Annotated in this window: 15 protein-coding genes; all 15 read left to right on the top strand. The window is 46.5% G+C overall.

Going from position 1 to position 17,618, the window contains the following annotated elements; all coding sequences use genetic code 11:
* The first annotated feature begins 27 nt into the window (after positions 1–27).
* The 15 genes from C7Y71_RS11780 (at position 28) to C7Y71_RS03105 (ending at position 17,580) form a co-directional block, all read left to right on the top strand.
* Entirely contained in the window at positions 28–198 is a 171-nt protein-coding gene (locus C7Y71_RS11780; protein ID WP_193215952.1) for a hypothetical protein, read from the top strand.
* Between the two features lie 509 nt (positions 199–707).
* Positions 708–1,604 (top strand): N-acetylmuramoyl-L-alanine amidase-like domain-containing protein, encoded by an 897-nt coding sequence (locus C7Y71_RS03170; protein WP_111898603.1) that lies wholly within the window; start codon positions 708–710, stop codon positions 1,602–1,604.
* 56 nt (positions 1,605–1,660) lie between these two features.
* Positions 1,661–4,210, top strand: a complete 2,550-nt coding sequence (locus C7Y71_RS03165; RefSeq protein WP_111898604.1) for a transglycosylase domain-containing protein — start codon at positions 1,661–1,663, stop codon at positions 4,208–4,210.
* An 18-nt stretch (positions 4,211–4,228) separates the two neighbouring features.
* Complete coding sequence (gene kdsB / locus C7Y71_RS03160) at positions 4,229–4,981, top strand: 3-deoxy-manno-octulosonate cytidylyltransferase (RefSeq protein ID WP_111898605.1); 753 nt, start codon at positions 4,229–4,231, stop codon at positions 4,979–4,981.
* Positions 4,981–6,090: an MORN repeat-containing protein gene (locus tag C7Y71_RS03155; protein ID WP_111898606.1), complete on the top strand. Its 1,110-nt coding sequence runs from the start codon at positions 4,981–4,983 to the stop codon at positions 6,088–6,090. The genes kdsB and C7Y71_RS03155 overlap by 1 nt, the downstream gene beginning before the upstream one ends.
* Before the next feature lie 264 nt (positions 6,091–6,354).
* Positions 6,355–8,388 carry an alpha amylase C-terminal domain-containing protein gene (locus tag C7Y71_RS03150; RefSeq protein WP_111898666.1) on the top strand — a complete coding sequence of 678 codons (2,034 nt, stop codon included), beginning with the start codon at positions 6,355–6,357 and terminating at the stop codon, positions 8,386–8,388.
* Positions 8,389–8,454: 66 nt separating this feature from the next.
* Entirely contained in the window at positions 8,455–9,111 is a 657-nt protein-coding gene (locus tag C7Y71_RS03145) for a hypothetical protein (RefSeq protein WP_111898607.1), read from the top strand.
* A gap of 35 nt (positions 9,112–9,146) precedes the next feature.
* Positions 9,147–9,752, top strand: a complete 606-nt coding sequence (locus C7Y71_RS03140; protein ID WP_111898608.1) for a riboflavin synthase — start codon at positions 9,147–9,149, stop codon at positions 9,750–9,752.
* A 34-nt stretch (positions 9,753–9,786) separates the two neighbouring features.
* Positions 9,787–10,443, top strand: coding sequence for an endonuclease III (gene nth / locus C7Y71_RS03135; RefSeq protein ID WP_111898609.1), 657 nt, complete (start codon positions 9,787–9,789; stop codon positions 10,441–10,443).
* A gap of 82 nt (positions 10,444–10,525) precedes the next feature.
* Positions 10,526–11,773 carry a phosphoglycerate kinase gene (locus C7Y71_RS03130; RefSeq protein WP_111898610.1) on the top strand — a complete coding sequence of 416 codons (1,248 nt, stop codon included), beginning with the start codon at positions 10,526–10,528 and terminating at the stop codon, positions 11,771–11,773.
* Between the two features lie 62 nt (positions 11,774–11,835).
* Positions 11,836–12,792 (top strand): ABC transporter substrate-binding protein, encoded by a 957-nt coding sequence (locus tag C7Y71_RS03125; RefSeq protein WP_146739436.1) that lies wholly within the window; start codon positions 11,836–11,838, stop codon positions 12,790–12,792.
* A gap of 74 nt (positions 12,793–12,866) precedes the next feature.
* Positions 12,867–13,187 (top strand): hypothetical protein, encoded by a 321-nt coding sequence (locus C7Y71_RS03120; protein WP_226943541.1) that lies wholly within the window; start codon positions 12,867–12,869, stop codon positions 13,185–13,187.
* On the top strand, positions 13,184–13,774 hold the full coding sequence (locus C7Y71_RS03115) for a hypothetical protein (protein ID WP_111898612.1): 591 nt from the start codon (positions 13,184–13,186) through the stop codon (positions 13,772–13,774). Before C7Y71_RS03120 ends, C7Y71_RS03115 begins: the two co-directional genes overlap by 4 nt.
* A 461-nt stretch (positions 13,775–14,235) precedes the next feature.
* Positions 14,236–15,054 carry a hypothetical protein gene (locus tag C7Y71_RS03110; protein WP_111898613.1) on the top strand — a complete coding sequence of 273 codons (819 nt, stop codon included), beginning with the start codon at positions 14,236–14,238 and terminating at the stop codon, positions 15,052–15,054.
* Positions 15,055–15,477: 423 nt separating this feature from the next.
* Positions 15,478–17,580 carry a tetratricopeptide repeat protein gene (locus C7Y71_RS03105; protein ID WP_111898614.1) on the top strand — a complete coding sequence of 701 codons (2,103 nt, stop codon included), beginning with the start codon at positions 15,478–15,480 and terminating at the stop codon, positions 17,578–17,580.
* Positions 17,581–17,618 lie beyond the last annotated feature (38 nt).

The raw sequence follows: 17,618 nt of genomic DNA, 5'->3' as shown, positions 1-17,618 counted from the left end.
AAAAGAAAAAAGCTAAAATCTCAAGACATGAAGAAAACCTACATAAAACCGGAATACAAATCTATCAGCTTTAGCGATTTCTGCGGCGAAGACGACGGACCGGAAACAATCTCTTTCGGCACCCTCTCCCCTAAAGCAGACTTCGAAGAGGATGAAGGAACAAAAGAAGGATATTGGGGCAAGTTCGACTGGCAGTAGGCAACATCGCTAAAGAAAAGTAAAACAATACTACAAAGAGGTACGGCAAACAAGTCGTACCTCTTTGTGATATTTTGTGTGCCAGTGAGTACAAAAAACGGCTCAGCGAATAAAGCCAGTTTGCGACGAATAAGCTCCAGCGGAGCGATACAGCATAGGCAGGGGTGGAATGAACGGAGCGAAGCGTAGTGAATGAAACCCCTGTTATGTTGAAATTGTCATTTGGAGCTCCAGCGGAGCGATACAGAAATATGCACGTGATGATAACTATTTTCTGTGCCGCCCATACTGGGCTCACGGAACTCTAATGCACATAACAGGGGTTTCAGTCGCTTCGCTCCTTTCACCCCTGCCTATGCTGTTACGTCCCTCCGGGACTTTTGTGGCGGGAACTATCTGAAACCTTACTATCATCATCTGGAATTATCCGCTGACTCAAAAAAACAACCATTTGCCACGAATATCCATATTCTTTCGTAATTTTGCACTTGTAAAAGGAAAAAAAGGAAATGAAAAAGTTATTTGTGGCACTCTTTGTGCTCGCCTCCTGCACATCAAATGCGCAGAATGGCACACAGGATATGTCTGATGCTACACAGGACGACAAGCAGTTTCTCAGTGAAGTGGTGTATCAAAAGGAGGACTCCATTCTTGTGGAAAAAATGCTCCGGCAGACACCCGTCGGCAACCCCGTGCTTTTTTATGCCAGACAATTCATCGGAAAGCCATACGTGGCGCATACCCTTGAAATACACGACCCGGAATACCTCGTCGTCAATCTCCGTGGGCTCGACTGCACCACCTACGTTGAGACGGTCCTCGCCCTCGTCATGACGAAGCAGGAAGGAAAAACACGCTTCACCGACTACTGCCGGAACCTCGAAAAAATAAGGTATAGGGGAGGGGAGCGCAAAGGCTACCTTTCACGCCTGCACTACTGGACATGGTGGATGCACGACAATATCGAAAAAGGCATATTGACAGACGTGCAGGACGCCACCTATTTCACAGGAAAAATGGTTGTGGCAAACGACTATATGACCAAGCACCCCGATGCCTATCGCATCATCAAGGCCAACCCGGAGTTCCTGCCCGAAATAACGAGAATGGAGAAGGAACAGAACGGGCCGGACGGCTACTTCCTGCCTACGGCGAACACCGGTCTGCCGCATTCCAGACTCACGATGGTGAACGACGGCGATGTGGTGGGCATAGTGAAAATGTCGGGTGGTATCGACATCAGCCATCTCGGATTCGTGGCATGGGGAAAGGACGGAAAAATGCACCTCCTCAATGCCTCTTCATTAGCAAAGAAGGTGGTGGAAGACCCCGCGACTTTGCAGCAATATCTGCAACGGCAAAAACGACTCGGCGTGAGAATACTTAAAGTAAATATTGAGCAATAACGATTTTTTTTTGTTTTTTTTGCGTATCTTCGCGCATTAAACAATAACTCATTGCAATGGAGAAGAAAATTGTAGGATTTCTTTGGGTGATTTTCATCATATTTGTCCTGCTGGGCGGATTTATTATCTATGGCATGGACAAAGGATGGATTGGCTATATGCCCGACATCAAAGAAATACAAAGCCCTATCAACCAGTTCGCAAGCCGTGTATATGCTTCGGATGGCACACTGATGGGCACATGGTCGGAAGGCAACAACCGCATTTTCGTGTCGTACGACAGCATCTCGCATCATGTCATCGACGCACTCGTATCTACTGAAGACGAACGCTTCATGGAACACAGCGGAGTGGACGCGCGCTCAGTGGGCCGCGCCGTAATCAAGCGTGGATTCTTCGGACAGGAAAGTGCAGGTGGTGGCAGTACCATCACACAGCAACTTGCCAAGCAACTCTACTCAGAAAAGGCGCACAGCACCATGGAACGACTCTTCCAGAAACCTGTGGAATGGGTCATCGCCGTGGAACTCGAAAAGAACTATACCAAGCAGGAAATCATGACGCTCTATCTCAACTATTTCGATTTCCTGCACAACGCAGTGGGCATACGCACCGCAGCAAAGGTGTATTTCAATAAGCATCCAAAGGACCTTACACTCAATGAATCGGCTACACTCGTCGGTATGTGTAAGAACCCATCTTATTACAATCCTATGCACTACAAGTCGAACCCGCGCAAGAAAGAACTCGACCAGCGTATGCTCGACAGACGAAACGTGGTGCTGCAGCAGATGGTAAAGAAAGGAAAAATCACGATGGCGCAATACGACAGCGTCAGCGTGCAGCCCATTACCACGCGTTTCCACACCATAGACTACAAGGAGGGAAAGCAGGTGTATATGCTTGAATACCTCAGAAAAACCATGATGGCAGGCAAGCCCGACAGAACGAACTATGCTTCATGGCAGGAAAATCAGTTCTACGAGGACTCCATAGCATGGGAAACAGACCCGCTCTACGGATGGTGCAAGAAAAACTACAAGGCAGACGGCACTAACTACAATATCTACAACGACGGACTGAAAGTTTATACCACCATCGACCTCCGTATGCAGAAGTATGCAGAAGACGCTGTCGTGGAGCACGTAGGAAAATATCTTCAGCCAGCATTCGTCAAGCAGAAGAGTGGACAAAGAAACTATCCTTACAGCAGTGATGTAACTGCGGAACAACGCGAAAGAATCCTCAAAAGAAACTTCCGCGGAACCGACCGCTATAATGGCTTGAAAAAGCAAGGACTCTCTGACGATGAAATCATGAAGGAATACTACAACAAGCCCGTGAAGATGAAGGTGTTTACTTACAACGGCGATAAGGACACCACCATGTCGCCCAGAGACTCCATCCTCCACAGCAAGAAGTATCTCCGTTCAGCGCTCTTCTCCATGGATCCGCAGACAGGATATGTCAAGGCATACGTAGGCGGACTGGACTATAAGCACTTCAAGTTCGATATGGCAATGCACGGACGCAGGCAGATAGGTTCAACCATGAAACCCATCGTCTATGCACTCGCAGTGGAGGACGGACACAGCATCGACGACAAGTTCTTGAACAAGAGAATTTCCTATCGCGTAGGACCTACATTCTGGTCGCCAAAGAATGGCAGCAAGGCTGCCTACGGCTCGATGATGCCCATGTGGTGGGGATTGCAGACATCCAACAACTGGGTAACGGCATCCATCATGAACGACGTCGATCCCACAGGAATACGCCTCATTAACTTCCTGCATAACCTGGGCATACGCAACAACAAGATTAAGCCAAGTATTGGTCTCTGTCTCGGTCCGAGCGAAATCACGGCAGCCGAACTCGCCAGTGCCTATACCTGCTTCGTGAACAAGGGCTTGCGTTGCCCGCCCATATTCGTAACAAGAATAGAGGACAGTGAAGGAAACGTCATAGCCACCTTCGGACCGCGACCCAATGAGGTCATCAGCGAAGGTACGTCCTACAATATGCTCAAAATGCTGCAGAAAGTAGCCAACGCAGGTACAGGACGCGGAGCACACGCATGGTATCACGGACAGTTCGGCGCAAAGACAGGTACGACGAACGAACACGGCGACGCATGGTTCGTCGGTGTAGTACCACGCCTCGTAACAGCAGTATGGGTAGGCGGTGAAGACCGTGCCATCCACTTCGACAATATGGCATACGGACAAGGTGCGAAGGCTGCACTCCCCGTGTGGGGTAAATACATGCAGAAAGTGGTGTCAGACGCATCGTTGGGTTATTCCGCAAGCGAACACTTCGAGATACCGGATGTCATACCCGTCAATGCGCAGAACCAACTCACAGTGAAGAGTGGCGACTCGCCGCGACTCGACCCGCTGAAGATGCAACAGACGGGAGCGCCAACCAGACCCAGACCAAGACCGGCAACAGCACCTAATCGCCCCGCTGCACCAGTGCAAAGTGCGGAACCCGCAGCAGCACCGGCAGAGAGTGCACCGGCAGCACCTGCAGAACCACATCCGGCAGCACCGGTAGAGCATCACCCTGCTGCACCGGCACCTGCTCCTGCTGCACCAAAGGCAGAATAATAATCAGCAAAGCCAATAATGAAGTTTCTCGCAGTCATACCCGCCAGATATGCCAGCACGCGTTTCCCGGGCAAACCTCTTGCCATACTCGGCGACCGACCCATCATACAGTGGGTGTATGAACGCACGGCGCAGAGTTTTGACCACCTCTGCGTAGCCACCGACGATGAAAGAATACGTCAATGCGTGGAGCAGTTCGGCGGAGTGGCAGTGATGACATCGAGCAACCACCGCAGCGGAACAGACAGATGTGCCGAAGCGCTTGAGAAAATGGGAGGCGACTTTGATGCTGTGGTCAATGTGCAAGGCGACGAACCTTTCATTGAGCAGTCGCAACTCGAAACGGTGAAAGCCTGTCTTGAAGATGAAGCAGCAAACATAGCCACACTCGTACAGCCTTTCAGCCCGGACGACACGTGGGAAACACTGTCGAACCCGAACAGCCCCAAAGTGGTTGTCTCAGACGATGGCTATGCACTCTATTTCAGCCGCTCAGTCATACCGTTCCTGCGTGGCATAGAGAAAGAGGACTGGACAAAGAATCAACAGTTCTTCAAACACATCGGGCTATATGCATATAAGGCTGATACGCTCCGGAAAATAACAAAACTGCCGCAAAGCCCTCTCGAGGTGGCAGAATCGCTCGAACAACTCAGATGGCTGCAAGCAGGATGCACGATAAAGGTGGGTACTACCCAAAAAGCAACTATAGGCATTGATACGCCAAAGGATTTAGAAAAAGCAGTAGAATTATTAAAGACAAACCGTTAATGAAGAAAATCATTCTCATTTTCTCCGCAATCATAATCTGCCTCACCGCCTCAGCACAGGCGCTCAGGTCTGGAAGCAAGCGACTTAGGGACGGCGCTATGTACACAGGTCCGCTTTTGAAGGATAAACCCGAAGGAAAGGGAAAGGCTGAATATCCCGACAATTCCACGTACGAGGGAGACTTCACTAAAGGCTTGAGAAACGGTTATGGCACTTTCACCAAACCAAATGGAGAGAGGTATGAAGGCAAGTGGTTCAAAGGCGAAATGCACGGACCGGGCACATACTATTATAAGAACAACAACCACTACGTAGGCGAATGGTATAGAAATAAGAAGGAGGGGCAAGGTCTGATGAAGTATTACAATGGCGATGTATATGAAGGCCATTGGGAAAAGGATGTCAGAAGCGGAAAAGGAAAATATACCTATAAGTCTGGAGTGGTTTATACTGGCGACTGGGCAAACGACAAGAAAAACGGAGAAGGCATCTTCGAATGGCCCGACGGAACGAGATATAAAGGTCATTGGGTGGACGACAAACGTTCAGGAAAAGGAAAAAACACATTCTCCGACGGAGAAGTTTATGAAGGCGAATGGAGACAGGACGTGCCGTGGGGTACAGGAAAATACTTCTATAAGAACGGCGATGTGTATGAAGGTGAGTATTATGCCGGCAACCGACAAGGCTTCGGTGTTTACAAAATGAAGGCGGGAGGCGTTTATAAAGGACAATTCCAGAATGGCATACAGTCCGGACAGGGCGAGCAACGCTATCGGGACGGAAGCACATACGTGGGACAATGGAAAAACGGCAAGCGCGACGGATATGGCGTTTACAGGGAGCGGTCCGGAGCGTCCTACGAAGGAGGATGGCGTGCCAATATGATGGAAGGCGAAGGCATACTCAAAAAAAGCGACGGAACTGAAATAAGAGGTACTTTTGTTGCAAATGCCATAGACGGCAACTTCGTACAAATAAGAAAGGACGGAACAAAACTTTATGGCCACTATTCAAATGGTGTTGAAAACGGAACATTCATCACGCGCGACAGCCGCGGAAACATTATCGACCGAAAGAACTATGTGAATGGCAGGCTCGTAAGATAAAACAACGACATAACAAAGGGTGCTCTATCAATCTTCTGCGATATAGAGCACCCTTTGAGTAAAAATTAAGAAACTCAACTTTCTGAAGTTGTCGCTACACTCGGAGTTATCGGAGTTAACGAAGTTATCGACGATACTACCATGCGGGATGTAAATGAACAACTGTCGTACAAAACATACGTCGTTAACTTCTTTAACTTCAAGCAAGTGGAACTTGCGGAACTTAAATTAAGAAAAAGTATCAACCAAACATACCACACGACAATGAAAAAGACTGCAAAACCACAACGTCTGAAAATTGTTAAGGACGACCCATGGCTCGAACCTTTCGAAGAGGCGATTCAGGGAAGGCACAATCGTGTACTCGAGAAAAAATACGAACTCACACGCGACAAAATGCCACTGGCTGACTTTGCCGACGGACACCTCTACTTCGGTTTGCATCGCACAGCGCGGCAATGGGTGCTCAGGGAATGGGCACCAAATGCTACGGCAATATATCTCATTGGCGATTTCAACAACTGGACTGAAAGCGAAGAATATGCCTTCCAACGTGTAAAAGGCACAAACAATTGGGAAATAAAACTGCCCGCAAAGGCACTGAAACATGGCGACCTCTACAAGATGAAAGTCCACTGGAATGGCGGATGTGGAGAACGCATACCGGCATGGGCAAACAGGGTAGTGCAGGACGATGCAACGAAGATTTTCAGCGCACAGGTGTGGAGCCCGGAGAAACCCTATGAATTCAAGAAAAAGTCATTCAAGCCCGATGTCAATCCACTCCTTATATATGAATGCCATATCGGTATGGGGCAGAATGCCGAAAAAGTGGGGACGTACAACGAATTCCGGGAAAACGTACTGCCGCGAGTGATAGAAGACGGCTACAACTGCATACAACTCATGGCAATTCAGGAACACCCCTACTACGGCAGTTTCGGTTATCACGTCAGCAGTTTCTTCGCACCAAGTTCACGCTTCGGTACGCCCGACGAACTGAAACAACTCATCGACGAGGCACATCAGAACGGAATAGCAGTCATCATGGACCTCGTGCAGAGCCATGCCGTGAAAAATGAAATAGAAGGACTTGGAAACCTTGCAGGCGACCCCAACCAGTATTTCTACCCGGGCGACCGGCATGAACATCCCGCGTGGGACAGCCTCTGTTTCGACTATGGCAAGAACGAAGTGATACACTTCCTGCTGTCCAACTGCAAATACTGGCTCACAGAGTTCAACTTCGACGGATTCCGCTTCGACGGCGTAACATCCATGCTCTACTACAGCCACGGACTGGGCGAAGCCTTCGGAGGCTACGGCGACTACTATAACGGCGCACAGGACGACAATGCCATCACATACCTCACACTCGCCAACTTGCTCATACACGAGGTGAAGCCAAAGGCAATAACCATAGCAGAGGAGGTGTCGGGTATGCCCGGATTGGCTATGCCTTTTAAATATGGAGGAATGGACTTCAACTACCGACTCGCCATGAATGTGCCCGACTATTGGATCAAGACTATTAAGGAACAGGCAGACGAAAACTGGAAACCAAGCAGCATATTCTGGGAACTGACCAACCGCAGGGCAGGGGAGATGAACGTGTCATACTGCGAAAGCCACGACCAGGCACTCGTGGGCGACAAGACCATCATCTTCCGACTTATTGATGCCGACATGTACTGGCACTTCAAGAAAGGCGACGAAAACGAAATGGCAAGACGAGGTATAGCCTTGCACAAAATGATTCGCCTCGTTACAGCATCAACCATAAACGGAGGATACCTCAACTTCATGGGAAATGAATTCGGACACCCGGAATGGATAGACTTCCCGCGCGAAGGAAACGGATGGAGTTATAAGTACGCACGGCGTCAATGGAACCTCGTCGACAACAAGGAACTGTGCTACCACTGGCTCGGCGATTTCGACAAGGAAATGCTCGAAGTCATCAAGAGCGAGAAAAATTTCCAAAAAACGCCTGTCGTGGAAATCTGGCACAACGACGGCGACCAAATCCTGGCATATACACGAGGAGACCTGCTGTTTGTGTTCAACTTCAGCCCAACAAGGAGTTACACCGACTATGGTTTCATGCTTCCCGAAGGCTCCTACGACGTGGTGCTCAATACCGATGCCAAGAAATTCGGCGGAAACGGATTTGCAGACGACTCTGTGGAACACCTCACCAATTTTGACCCGCTCCTGAAGAAGGACGGAAAGGGCTGGCTCAAACTCTACATACCGGCACGAAGTGCAGTGGTGCTCCGGAAAAGAATAAATAGATAGATTATAAAGAAGTCTTTTAATTGTCAATGATATAATTACTATAAACTTCTAAAATGCTTTAAGAAAATGGTTTTTTTAGAAAATAAAATCAATATTCATTTAACAATATTGTTATACGCAGTTTTATTGTTAATATCATCATGTGCTTACCAAGAAAAAAGTTTCGAAGAATCTGATAATGATGAAAAATTAAGGAAAGCAAGTATAATAGCTCAAAAAATCGTAGAAGAGCAAATTGGAACTTGTGACTTTGATGGTTTTGATTATGTAGGAGAAGAAACTATGGTTAAAAATCGTTTTAAAGTTATACAGAAATTTGAGAGTTATGGTTTAGAATACGCATATAGAATATATATACAGTATAAAGGAGGTGATTGGGAAGATATTAATAATTGGTCGTATGGGCAACTTACTATAGAGGATGTTCTAACAGGTGAGCAACAATTCTTTCATGGCACGATGAAGAAAGAAGAATTGCAAACATTTACAAGAAAGATCTCTGGTATTGATTGCAAACTCGAAACCAAAGGAACTGGCGCTGTTAGAGTGTATACAGAAAGTAAATTGTCAGAAGAGCAAATTAAATCTGTAATTAGTAATATTTGTAAAGAATATGATACGATGTATTTTGCTACAAATTCGAATGATGTTGAGTATTGTAGTTGGTTTAATAATAAAATCTATGACCATGATGCTAATCAAATTAAAACATATACTCCGTAAACAAAAGCCTATAATGATTGATTTTTTTATTTAATATGTTTTCAGGAATAGTGGAAGCCATGGCTAAGGTCGTGGCAATAGAAAAAGAGCAGGATAACATACACTTCACCCTCGAATGTCCCTTCGCCGAAGAACTCCACATCGACCAGAGTGTGGCGCACAACGGCGTATGCCTCACCATAACGAAACTCAACGGCAAGACATACACCACCACCGCCATGCGCGAAACGCTCCTGCGCTCCAACCTCGGATTGCTCAAGGTGGGCGACGAAGTGAACGTGGAGCGCTCCATGCAGATGAACGGACGGCTCGACGGGCACATCGTGCAGGGACATGTGGACCAGACGGCAAAGTGCACCGCAGTGGAGGATGCTAACGGCAGCGCCATTTTCACATTCGAATACGAAGCGGACAAGGAAATGGCACGAAGGGGTTATTTCACTGTGGATAAAGGCAGCGTAACAGTCAACGGCACAAGTCTGACGGTGTGCAACCCGACAGACAACTCCTTCCAGGTGAACATCATACCCTACACGCTCGAAAATACCAACTTCAAGCATATCAAGCCCGGTACGATCGTCAACATAGAATTCGACATACTCGGCAAATACATCGCTCGGTTGCGACATTTCGAAGAATGACGGGGCAGGCGATAGAGGCAGCAATGCGAAGAGTATGAGGAAAAAGGAAAGATACGACTTTGTCATCTCTACACTCGAAAAGAAGTTCGGCGTGATGGACACCGAACTCTCCTACACGAGTCCTTTCGAATTGCTCATTGCCACAGTGCTGTCAGCGCAATGCACCGACAAGCGCGTCAACATGGTCACGCCAAGCCTCTTTCGCGACTATCCCACACCTGAGGCAATGGCACTTGCCGAGCCCGACGTCATCTTTGAGTATATCCGCTCCGTGAGTTATCCAAACAGTAAGGCAAAGTACCTCGTCGGCATAGGTAAGGCACTGACTGAGCGCTTCGCAGGCGAAGTGCCGCAAACCATGGAAGAACTCACGCAGTTGCCGGGAGTGGGCAGGAAGACGGCAAATGTGGTTTCTGCCTTCGCCTTCGGAAAGCAGGCACTCGCTGTAGATACGCACGTCTTCAGAGTGAGCCGGCGCATAGGACTTGTGCCGCAGAAATGCACCACGCCTTATGCCGTAGAGAAAGAACTGCTCAAAAACATACCGTCAGGGAAAATATCGCTCGCGCACAGTTGGATTCTCCTGCAAGGACGCTACACCTGTACGGCAAGAAAACCAAAATGTTCAAAATGCGAACTCAAGGAGGCATGCCGCTGGTTTGAGAAGAACCATGCATCGGCAGAACTGTGAGTTTTTTCATATTTATCCGCATAATGTGCAATCTTTTTGCTAATTTTGGCACTGCAACAAACAAACTTAAAATTATAATAACATGACAATCGACACTTGTAATTTCAAAGACCAGAAGGTCATCGTACGCGTGGACTTCAATGTGCCACTCGACGAAAATGGTAAAATTACCGACGATACTCGTATCCGCGGCGCACTGCCCACATTAAAGAAAGTGCTTGCCGACGGTGGTGCGCTCATCATCATGTCGCACATGGGTAAGCCAAAAGGCAAAGTGAACCCCAAGTTCTCTCTCAGCCAGATTACTGACGCAGTGAGCGAGGCGCTCGGAGTGCCCGTACAGTTCGCTCCCGACTGCGCAAAGGCTGCCGACCAGGCTGCAGCGCTCAAACCAGGCGAAGTGCTCCTGCTCGAAAACCTCCGCTTCTATCCGGAAGAGGAAGGTAAGCCGGTAGGTGTTGAAAAGGGTACCCCCGAATTTGACGAGGCAAAGAAAGAAATGAAAGAAAGGCAGAAGGAGTTTGCCAAAACTCTCGCTTCTTACGCTGACTGCTACATCATGGACGCTTTCGGTACAGCGCACCGCAGCCATGCTTCAACAGCCGTAGTGGCAGACTATTTCGACGAGGACCACAAGATGCACGGCTATCTCATGGAGAAAGAAGTGAATGCTGTTGACAATGTGCTTTCAAACATCCAGCGTCCGTTCACAGCCATCATGGGAGGCTCGAAAGTTTCTACAAAGATTGGTATCATTGAGAACCTGCTCGGTAAGGTGGATAACCTCATCCTCTGCGGCGGTATGACCTACACTTTTGCAAAAGCATTGGGTGGCAAAATTGGTAACTCTATCTGTGAAGATGATAAACTCGATCTCGCTCTTGACATCATCAAGCAGGCTAAGGAAAAAGGTGTAAATCTCGTGCTTGGCGTGGACTGCGTGGCAGGCGACGACTTCAAGAACGACTGCAACACACAAGTATGTCCCGCCAAAGACATTCCCGACGGTTGGGAAGGTCTCGATGCCGGACCTGAAACACGCGAAAGATTTGCAGATGTCATCAAGTCTGCAAAGACTATCCTTTGGAATGGTCCTGCAGGTGTGTTTGAGTTCGACAACTTCGCCGCAGGTAGCAGGGCTATTGCTGAAGCCATTGCTGAAGCAACAGAAAACGGCGCATTCTCACTCATTGGTGGTGGCGACTCCGTGGCTTGTATCAACAAGTTCGGCATGGCAGACAAGGTAAGTTACATCTCTACCGGCGGTGGAGCACTTCTCGAAGCCATCGAAGGAAAAGAACTGCCTGGTATTGCAGCAATAAAAGGCTAATATAAGTACAATAATAATTGGGAGCATCGCAAAATAGCCTTGCTCTCAATTTTTGTTTCAAAATGAAAAAAATACTGCTGTTTTTATCGCTTGCACTCACTTTGGCTGCCTGCAACTCCGAAGAGACGAAAACCTCGGCGCCCGAAAAGAAAACCAATCCCAAAGCGCTGAATGTCGCGCTGATGCCCGTAATCGACTGTCTGCCGGTGTATTATGCAGAGCAGACAGGCATCTACGACTCGCTGGGGCTCGAACTGTCAATCACCGACAAACTCTCACTCTTCGACCTTGACGCACAGATGGACGTAAAGACCACAGACGGCATCTTCACCGATGTGGCACGCGTGCAGTACAACAAGAGCAAGGGCAAGGAGTGGACAGTAGTCATGGCAACAAACGGGAAATGGGCGCTCGTGGCAAACAAGAACCAGCGCTTCACAAAGGTGGACCAACTCACGGACCGGATAGTGTCTATATCCAGATATTCCGCCTCCGATTTCCTCGCAGCACAGGCACTCAAGCAAAACAATATGAAATACGACGATGCCCTGAGAGTGCAGGTCAACAGCCTCGAAGTACGGCTGAATATGCTTAATAATAATCAGGTGGAGACAGCAGTCCTGCCGCAGCCCTTCCTCGCGCGTGCAACGGAGAAAGGACACAAGGTGCTCATGGCATACGAGGGAGCGGATAATAACCTCGGTTGCATAGCCTTCAAAAAGACTGCCCTGACAGACAAGAGGAAAGCAAAACAGGTGGAACTCTTCGTCAAGGGCTACAACCGCGCCGCAGACATCATCAACAGAAAAGGTCGCAAAGCCTGCGACTCACTGCTCATAAAGCATTACAACGTACCAGCGAAGGCTCTTCCGAAAGTTGTCCTCCCAAAGTACGAACACGCCCGCCTGCCCATCGACCCTACATTCACCGATGTCAGCAACATGCTCTACGAAATAAATGCCATAAAGCGCACCTTCGGACTCTACGAAACATGCGATGAGCGGTTTCTTAAGCAGTGAAATAGATATCGGCTATAATAGTTTACTTAAGAGTAAAGAAAGTACGGAATATAAAATCCTAAATTGATAGTATAATGAAGAATAAAAATAATTTATTTATTCGTTGTAAAAATAAGATTGTTAGATTAGCAAAAGACTTATATCACTTGAATTGGGAAGCAAAAATAGGGATTCTTTTTTTGATTCCGCCGATATATGGGGTAATTTGCTTTATCTTTAACGAAATGAATGTAGATCCTTCTTTATTTTGGTATGGGGATATAGATACAGTAGTTGTATATGAATATTATTCAGCAGTATATAAATCCTCAAATATGCCCTTATATTTAGGGTTAATGGCAATTGCTGGAGCTTACTTAATAAAAGGTAATTTAAAGAGAAAAATCAATCAATGAAACAATCTTTCCTATCAAAAATCATAGGCGGAGAACTGTATGATGATTTCAAAAGCTTTTCAAAAATTATTGTAGTAATAGGCTCTTGTGTCATAACGATTGTGTTTGTTTTTTCTTTGCTCTTTTACTGGGAATTTATTAGAAGTTTGTTGCATCTGTTTATAGGTAATTCTATATTATTTGCTTTATATATAGGGGCTATCATAATATTATTAGATAAAGAAGTGGAAGTTGAAGATAATAATACGTATGCTTGGGAAAAGAAATCATCTTCAAAACCAAAGACTTATAACTTTACTATTGCATGGGGTATAATACTCATCGTGTTAGGAATTTGTGCTATTTATGTAAGCAATCTTTATAGAAAACACTATGATTTTCAATGCAATTCTTTCCTAGTTGACGAATCTGCAAAAGTATATCATTTGGATTTTGATAATGATTGTGAAATTGCAGATGAAACAGGTAACTTGATAAGGAAACAAGGTTTTCAAATAGATGAGACCTATTCTTTCTGTGATTGGTGTGAAGAATGGGCAGAAGATTCTGAATTAGAATACGAATCAAACAAATATTTTAGGAAATAATTGATTTTACTAAAAGTGAAATTTTTACGATAATAATTGAAACACTTATAATATTAAAAAACATGTTACGAATAATAATAACTATACTTTTGTATTGTTTATTGGGCTGGTTGTTCTGCAATATAGACCCAGATACAGAGTATACTTGGTATTCTGGCATTTGGCACGGATTGTTCTTTGTAATTAATCTTATTAGAAGTTGGTTTACTGATGCTCTTTATAAAGCAGAAATATATACGACGGCTTACAATATTTTTTATTGGATATTCAGTATTATTTCTGTAATAGGTTTCCTTTTTGGCGGGACGGATAATAGAAGGCGTTTTTAAGATAGAATAACTTAACATACATTAAATCTCTTGTTTTTATATACTTTTGTCAAGAAAAACCTAACTTTACAGACAAAATCTGTGGTTTACCACAAACAATGTCTGAATAACTTTCCATAATACTATTACAACATGCTGAAACCATTTCAAATAATAGCAGCTGCGGCACTCTGTTTTCTTGTAGCCGCATGTGGAGGGAAAAAAGAAGCGGAAATAGACGTGCTCTCATCCGAAGATATTACAGTAACAGGCAATACGCCCAAACTTATCGCTGTACCCAAAGGAAAATACAATATTTCCTGTGTCAGTAGCAGTGATGAAGATAAAGGCTTGATTCAGATGAAAATACTGCTTCAAGCCAACAAAAGTGAGATGAAGAATCCCCAAATGACATCGCCCGTAAAGGTTGCGCTGATGGGCGAAGAAGGAAAAAAACTCGACTTGTCGCTTACAATGGATTTAGAGGAGCGTCAGCGCTTTGAAAAATGGATTAGCGAGTGCGCACAAGGGGCTGTTGAGGAGTTTATGTTTAGTAGCACAACGGCTGATGTAGATTTCTGGGAAGATATATTAGGCGACGTGCGAAGCATAAGACTCGAAGAAGTGAACGCAAGTGAGGTTGCAGAGGGTGCCGCAACAACAGAAGAAACACCAAAACCTCAAAAAGAAGTAATTCCTGTGTATTTCAGTTTATCAGGAGTTATAGGCGATGCCTACGACGCATCGATGCAGATGAACGGGCGCAGCGGTTCCGTTAGTTTTACTGCTGACGGTCGTTATCAGTATATGCAATTAAGGCTTGTCTCTAACGACAGTGCCGGCAATCTCGTCGTGCAGTCCTACTATAATGGCAAGCGCATAGCTACCTACCGGGGACGCTATACAGGAGGTTCATACAGCGGCACAGCCAGAATATGGAACGGAGTGAAAGTTAGTTTCAATCTATATTAAGCCAAATTGGTCATTAGGTTTACTGTATAAGTTTTGGCGTTTTGTCTGTCACGCACTCAAAGGCGTAGCGTGCTATTGTAAGAGTGATTGACAGACAAAACGCCAAAATATAATACTATTCTTATTTTCCTTTTCTGAAGCAAAGTTGTAAAAAATATCCAAAAGTTGGGGCAAAAATACATGAAAAATATCCAAAAGTAAACCCAAAACCAAAAGTAGGGGCAAAAAACAGGCGTTTTTATCCAAAAGTAAGGTCAAAAACACAACTTTTTCCAAACTAAATGTTTGAGTCCGCATTTCTCAGTAGGTATCGCTTCCGGCGATGCTTTATTGAATGTCAGTCTTTCAAAATCTCTTTTGGCGCACTTTTTGTAATACCATATATTATTGCTAAATTTGAACACTCAATATACTTGACAATATATGGACCAAAACACTTTTCAAGTTCTCTACGACGATGCCACGCAGTGCCTCGAAAGCAACCGGCTTCTCAAAGCCCTTGATGCCCTAGACGGACTGGTGGCACTCGCTGCCGACTGGGACAACTCGCAGAAACTGAAAGACCTCAGGCAGGCGTATGCCATGATGCTCGAATACATGAGGCAGGGCATAGAAGACCCGCAGCGCGAGCAGATGTACAAGTCGTTCTACAGAAAAGCCTACGAAATAAGAAACGCCACATATTTCAAAAACTATTTCCAGTATGCCGACAATGCTCAGGCAGCAGCAAGGCGCACACTCGACAACCTCTCCAGAACAATCACTTTCAGCGACATAACCGACCCTGCCACGTCTTACCGAAACATTTTCGACTTGATATGGACGTCGGCTCAACTCACGACAGAGCAGGAACGCATAGTGGCGGATGCACTTGAAAGCAAAGAGGTTGGGCGGACAGCAAAATGCTTGATAATCAGTGCGATGATGATGTCTGCACTGTCGTGTTTCGATGTGGCAAAGATGAAAATCATGCTGAACCTTTGCGAACATGCTGATGTGCAAATCCGGGCAAGGGCACTCGTGGGATTCGTTATGGTGTTCATCGAGCATGAAGAGCAGGCAATGCTCTATCCCGAACTCGCAGCACAGTGGTCATTGTTCCTCGACCGTCAGGGTGCCAGAAACGATGTCCTCGCGCTGCAACTGCAACTCCTCCTGAGTCTCGAAACCAAAAACATAGCAAAGAGCCTGCAAGAGGACATCTTGCCCGAGATGATGAAGAATGCCCGAAAGTATTCCGAAAATGGCAATATCGACATTGAGCAGTTCAATGCGGAAATGACCGACCTCGGACTGAACCCCGAATGGGAAAATGATGCTAACAACAAGGAACTCGGCAAGAAAATAAAAAGCATCATAGAATGGCAGCAGAAAGGTGCCGACGTATATATGAGTTCCTTCTCCATGCTCAAGCAGCGCTTCCCCTTCTTTGATGTGGTAGCGAACTGGTTCTGCCCCTACGACGAAAACCACCCCGACCTGCACATCTCTGCCCCGATGCGCGACTTTACAAGGTTGCTCACCAACTCCGTGGCGTTGTGCAGTTCCGACAAGTACTCCTTCTGCCTCGTTCTCGCCGAGATGCCCGCACAGAACATCGAAATGCTGAAGGGGCAGATAGAAGGCATGATTGAAGGGAAAGACCTGGAACTTGATTTCGGAGACGATGGGCAGGCGGATATGAATGTCGCCATACGTGTCTATCTGCAGGACCTCTACCGCTTCTTCTGTCTCTACAGGCGCAGGGCAGGGTTGCCCAACCCTTTCGCAAACAACCTCCTGCTGACCGACTATGCGCTATTGAAAGACGCACTGCACGAACCCGATATGATGCGACAGGTGGCAGACTTCGCCTTCGAAGAGAAAAACTATGGCATAGCCTGTACGCTATTCGAAGAACTCTTGCAGCAGAAAGAGGCAAATGCAGTAGCATGGCAAAAAACGGGCTATTGCCACCAGCGCCTCAATAACTACGAAAAGGCTGCTGAGGCCTACGAGCGCTCACTCCTTCTCGAAGAAAAAGCCTCGCCGTGGACCGTCAGGCAACTCGCGGCATGCTATCGTGCGATGCAGCAATACGACAAAGCACTCAGATATACCCTCGAAATGCTTCAGGAAAAGCCTGATGACATCGACCGCTTGCTACGCGCAGGAGAATGTTATATGCATCTCGCTGACTACGACAAAGCACTCGAACTGCTCTACAAGGCAGATTACCTCGCAGAAAAGCCTGGAAAAACGACGCGCGCGCTTGCGTGGACGGCACTCAAAGCCAAAAGGCTTGACGTGGCACTGAAAAACTATAACCGCATACTCGAAGACAAACCCTTGCCCGAGGATTTCCTCAATGCAGCACACGCAGAATGGCTCAGCGACAACATGCCCGATGCCGTGAGGCATTACAGGCAATACCTCAAACTCAGCCCCTCCGTCTCAGACCCCTTCGCTGCCGATGTCGAACTCTTTAGGTCATACGGAAAATCAGACCTCGACATCGCGCTAATGACGGATGCCCTCATGACATAAAAAGAGTCAAATAGCACAGAAATTATATAACCAAAAAA

The sequence above is a fragment of the Pseudoprevotella muciniphila genome (assembly GCF_003265305.2).
Classification (GTDB): domain Bacteria; phylum Bacteroidota; class Bacteroidia; order Bacteroidales; family Bacteroidaceae; genus Alloprevotella; species Alloprevotella muciniphila.
Note: the sequence above shows the minus strand (reverse complement) of the source record. Positions and strands in the feature narration are given on the sequence as shown.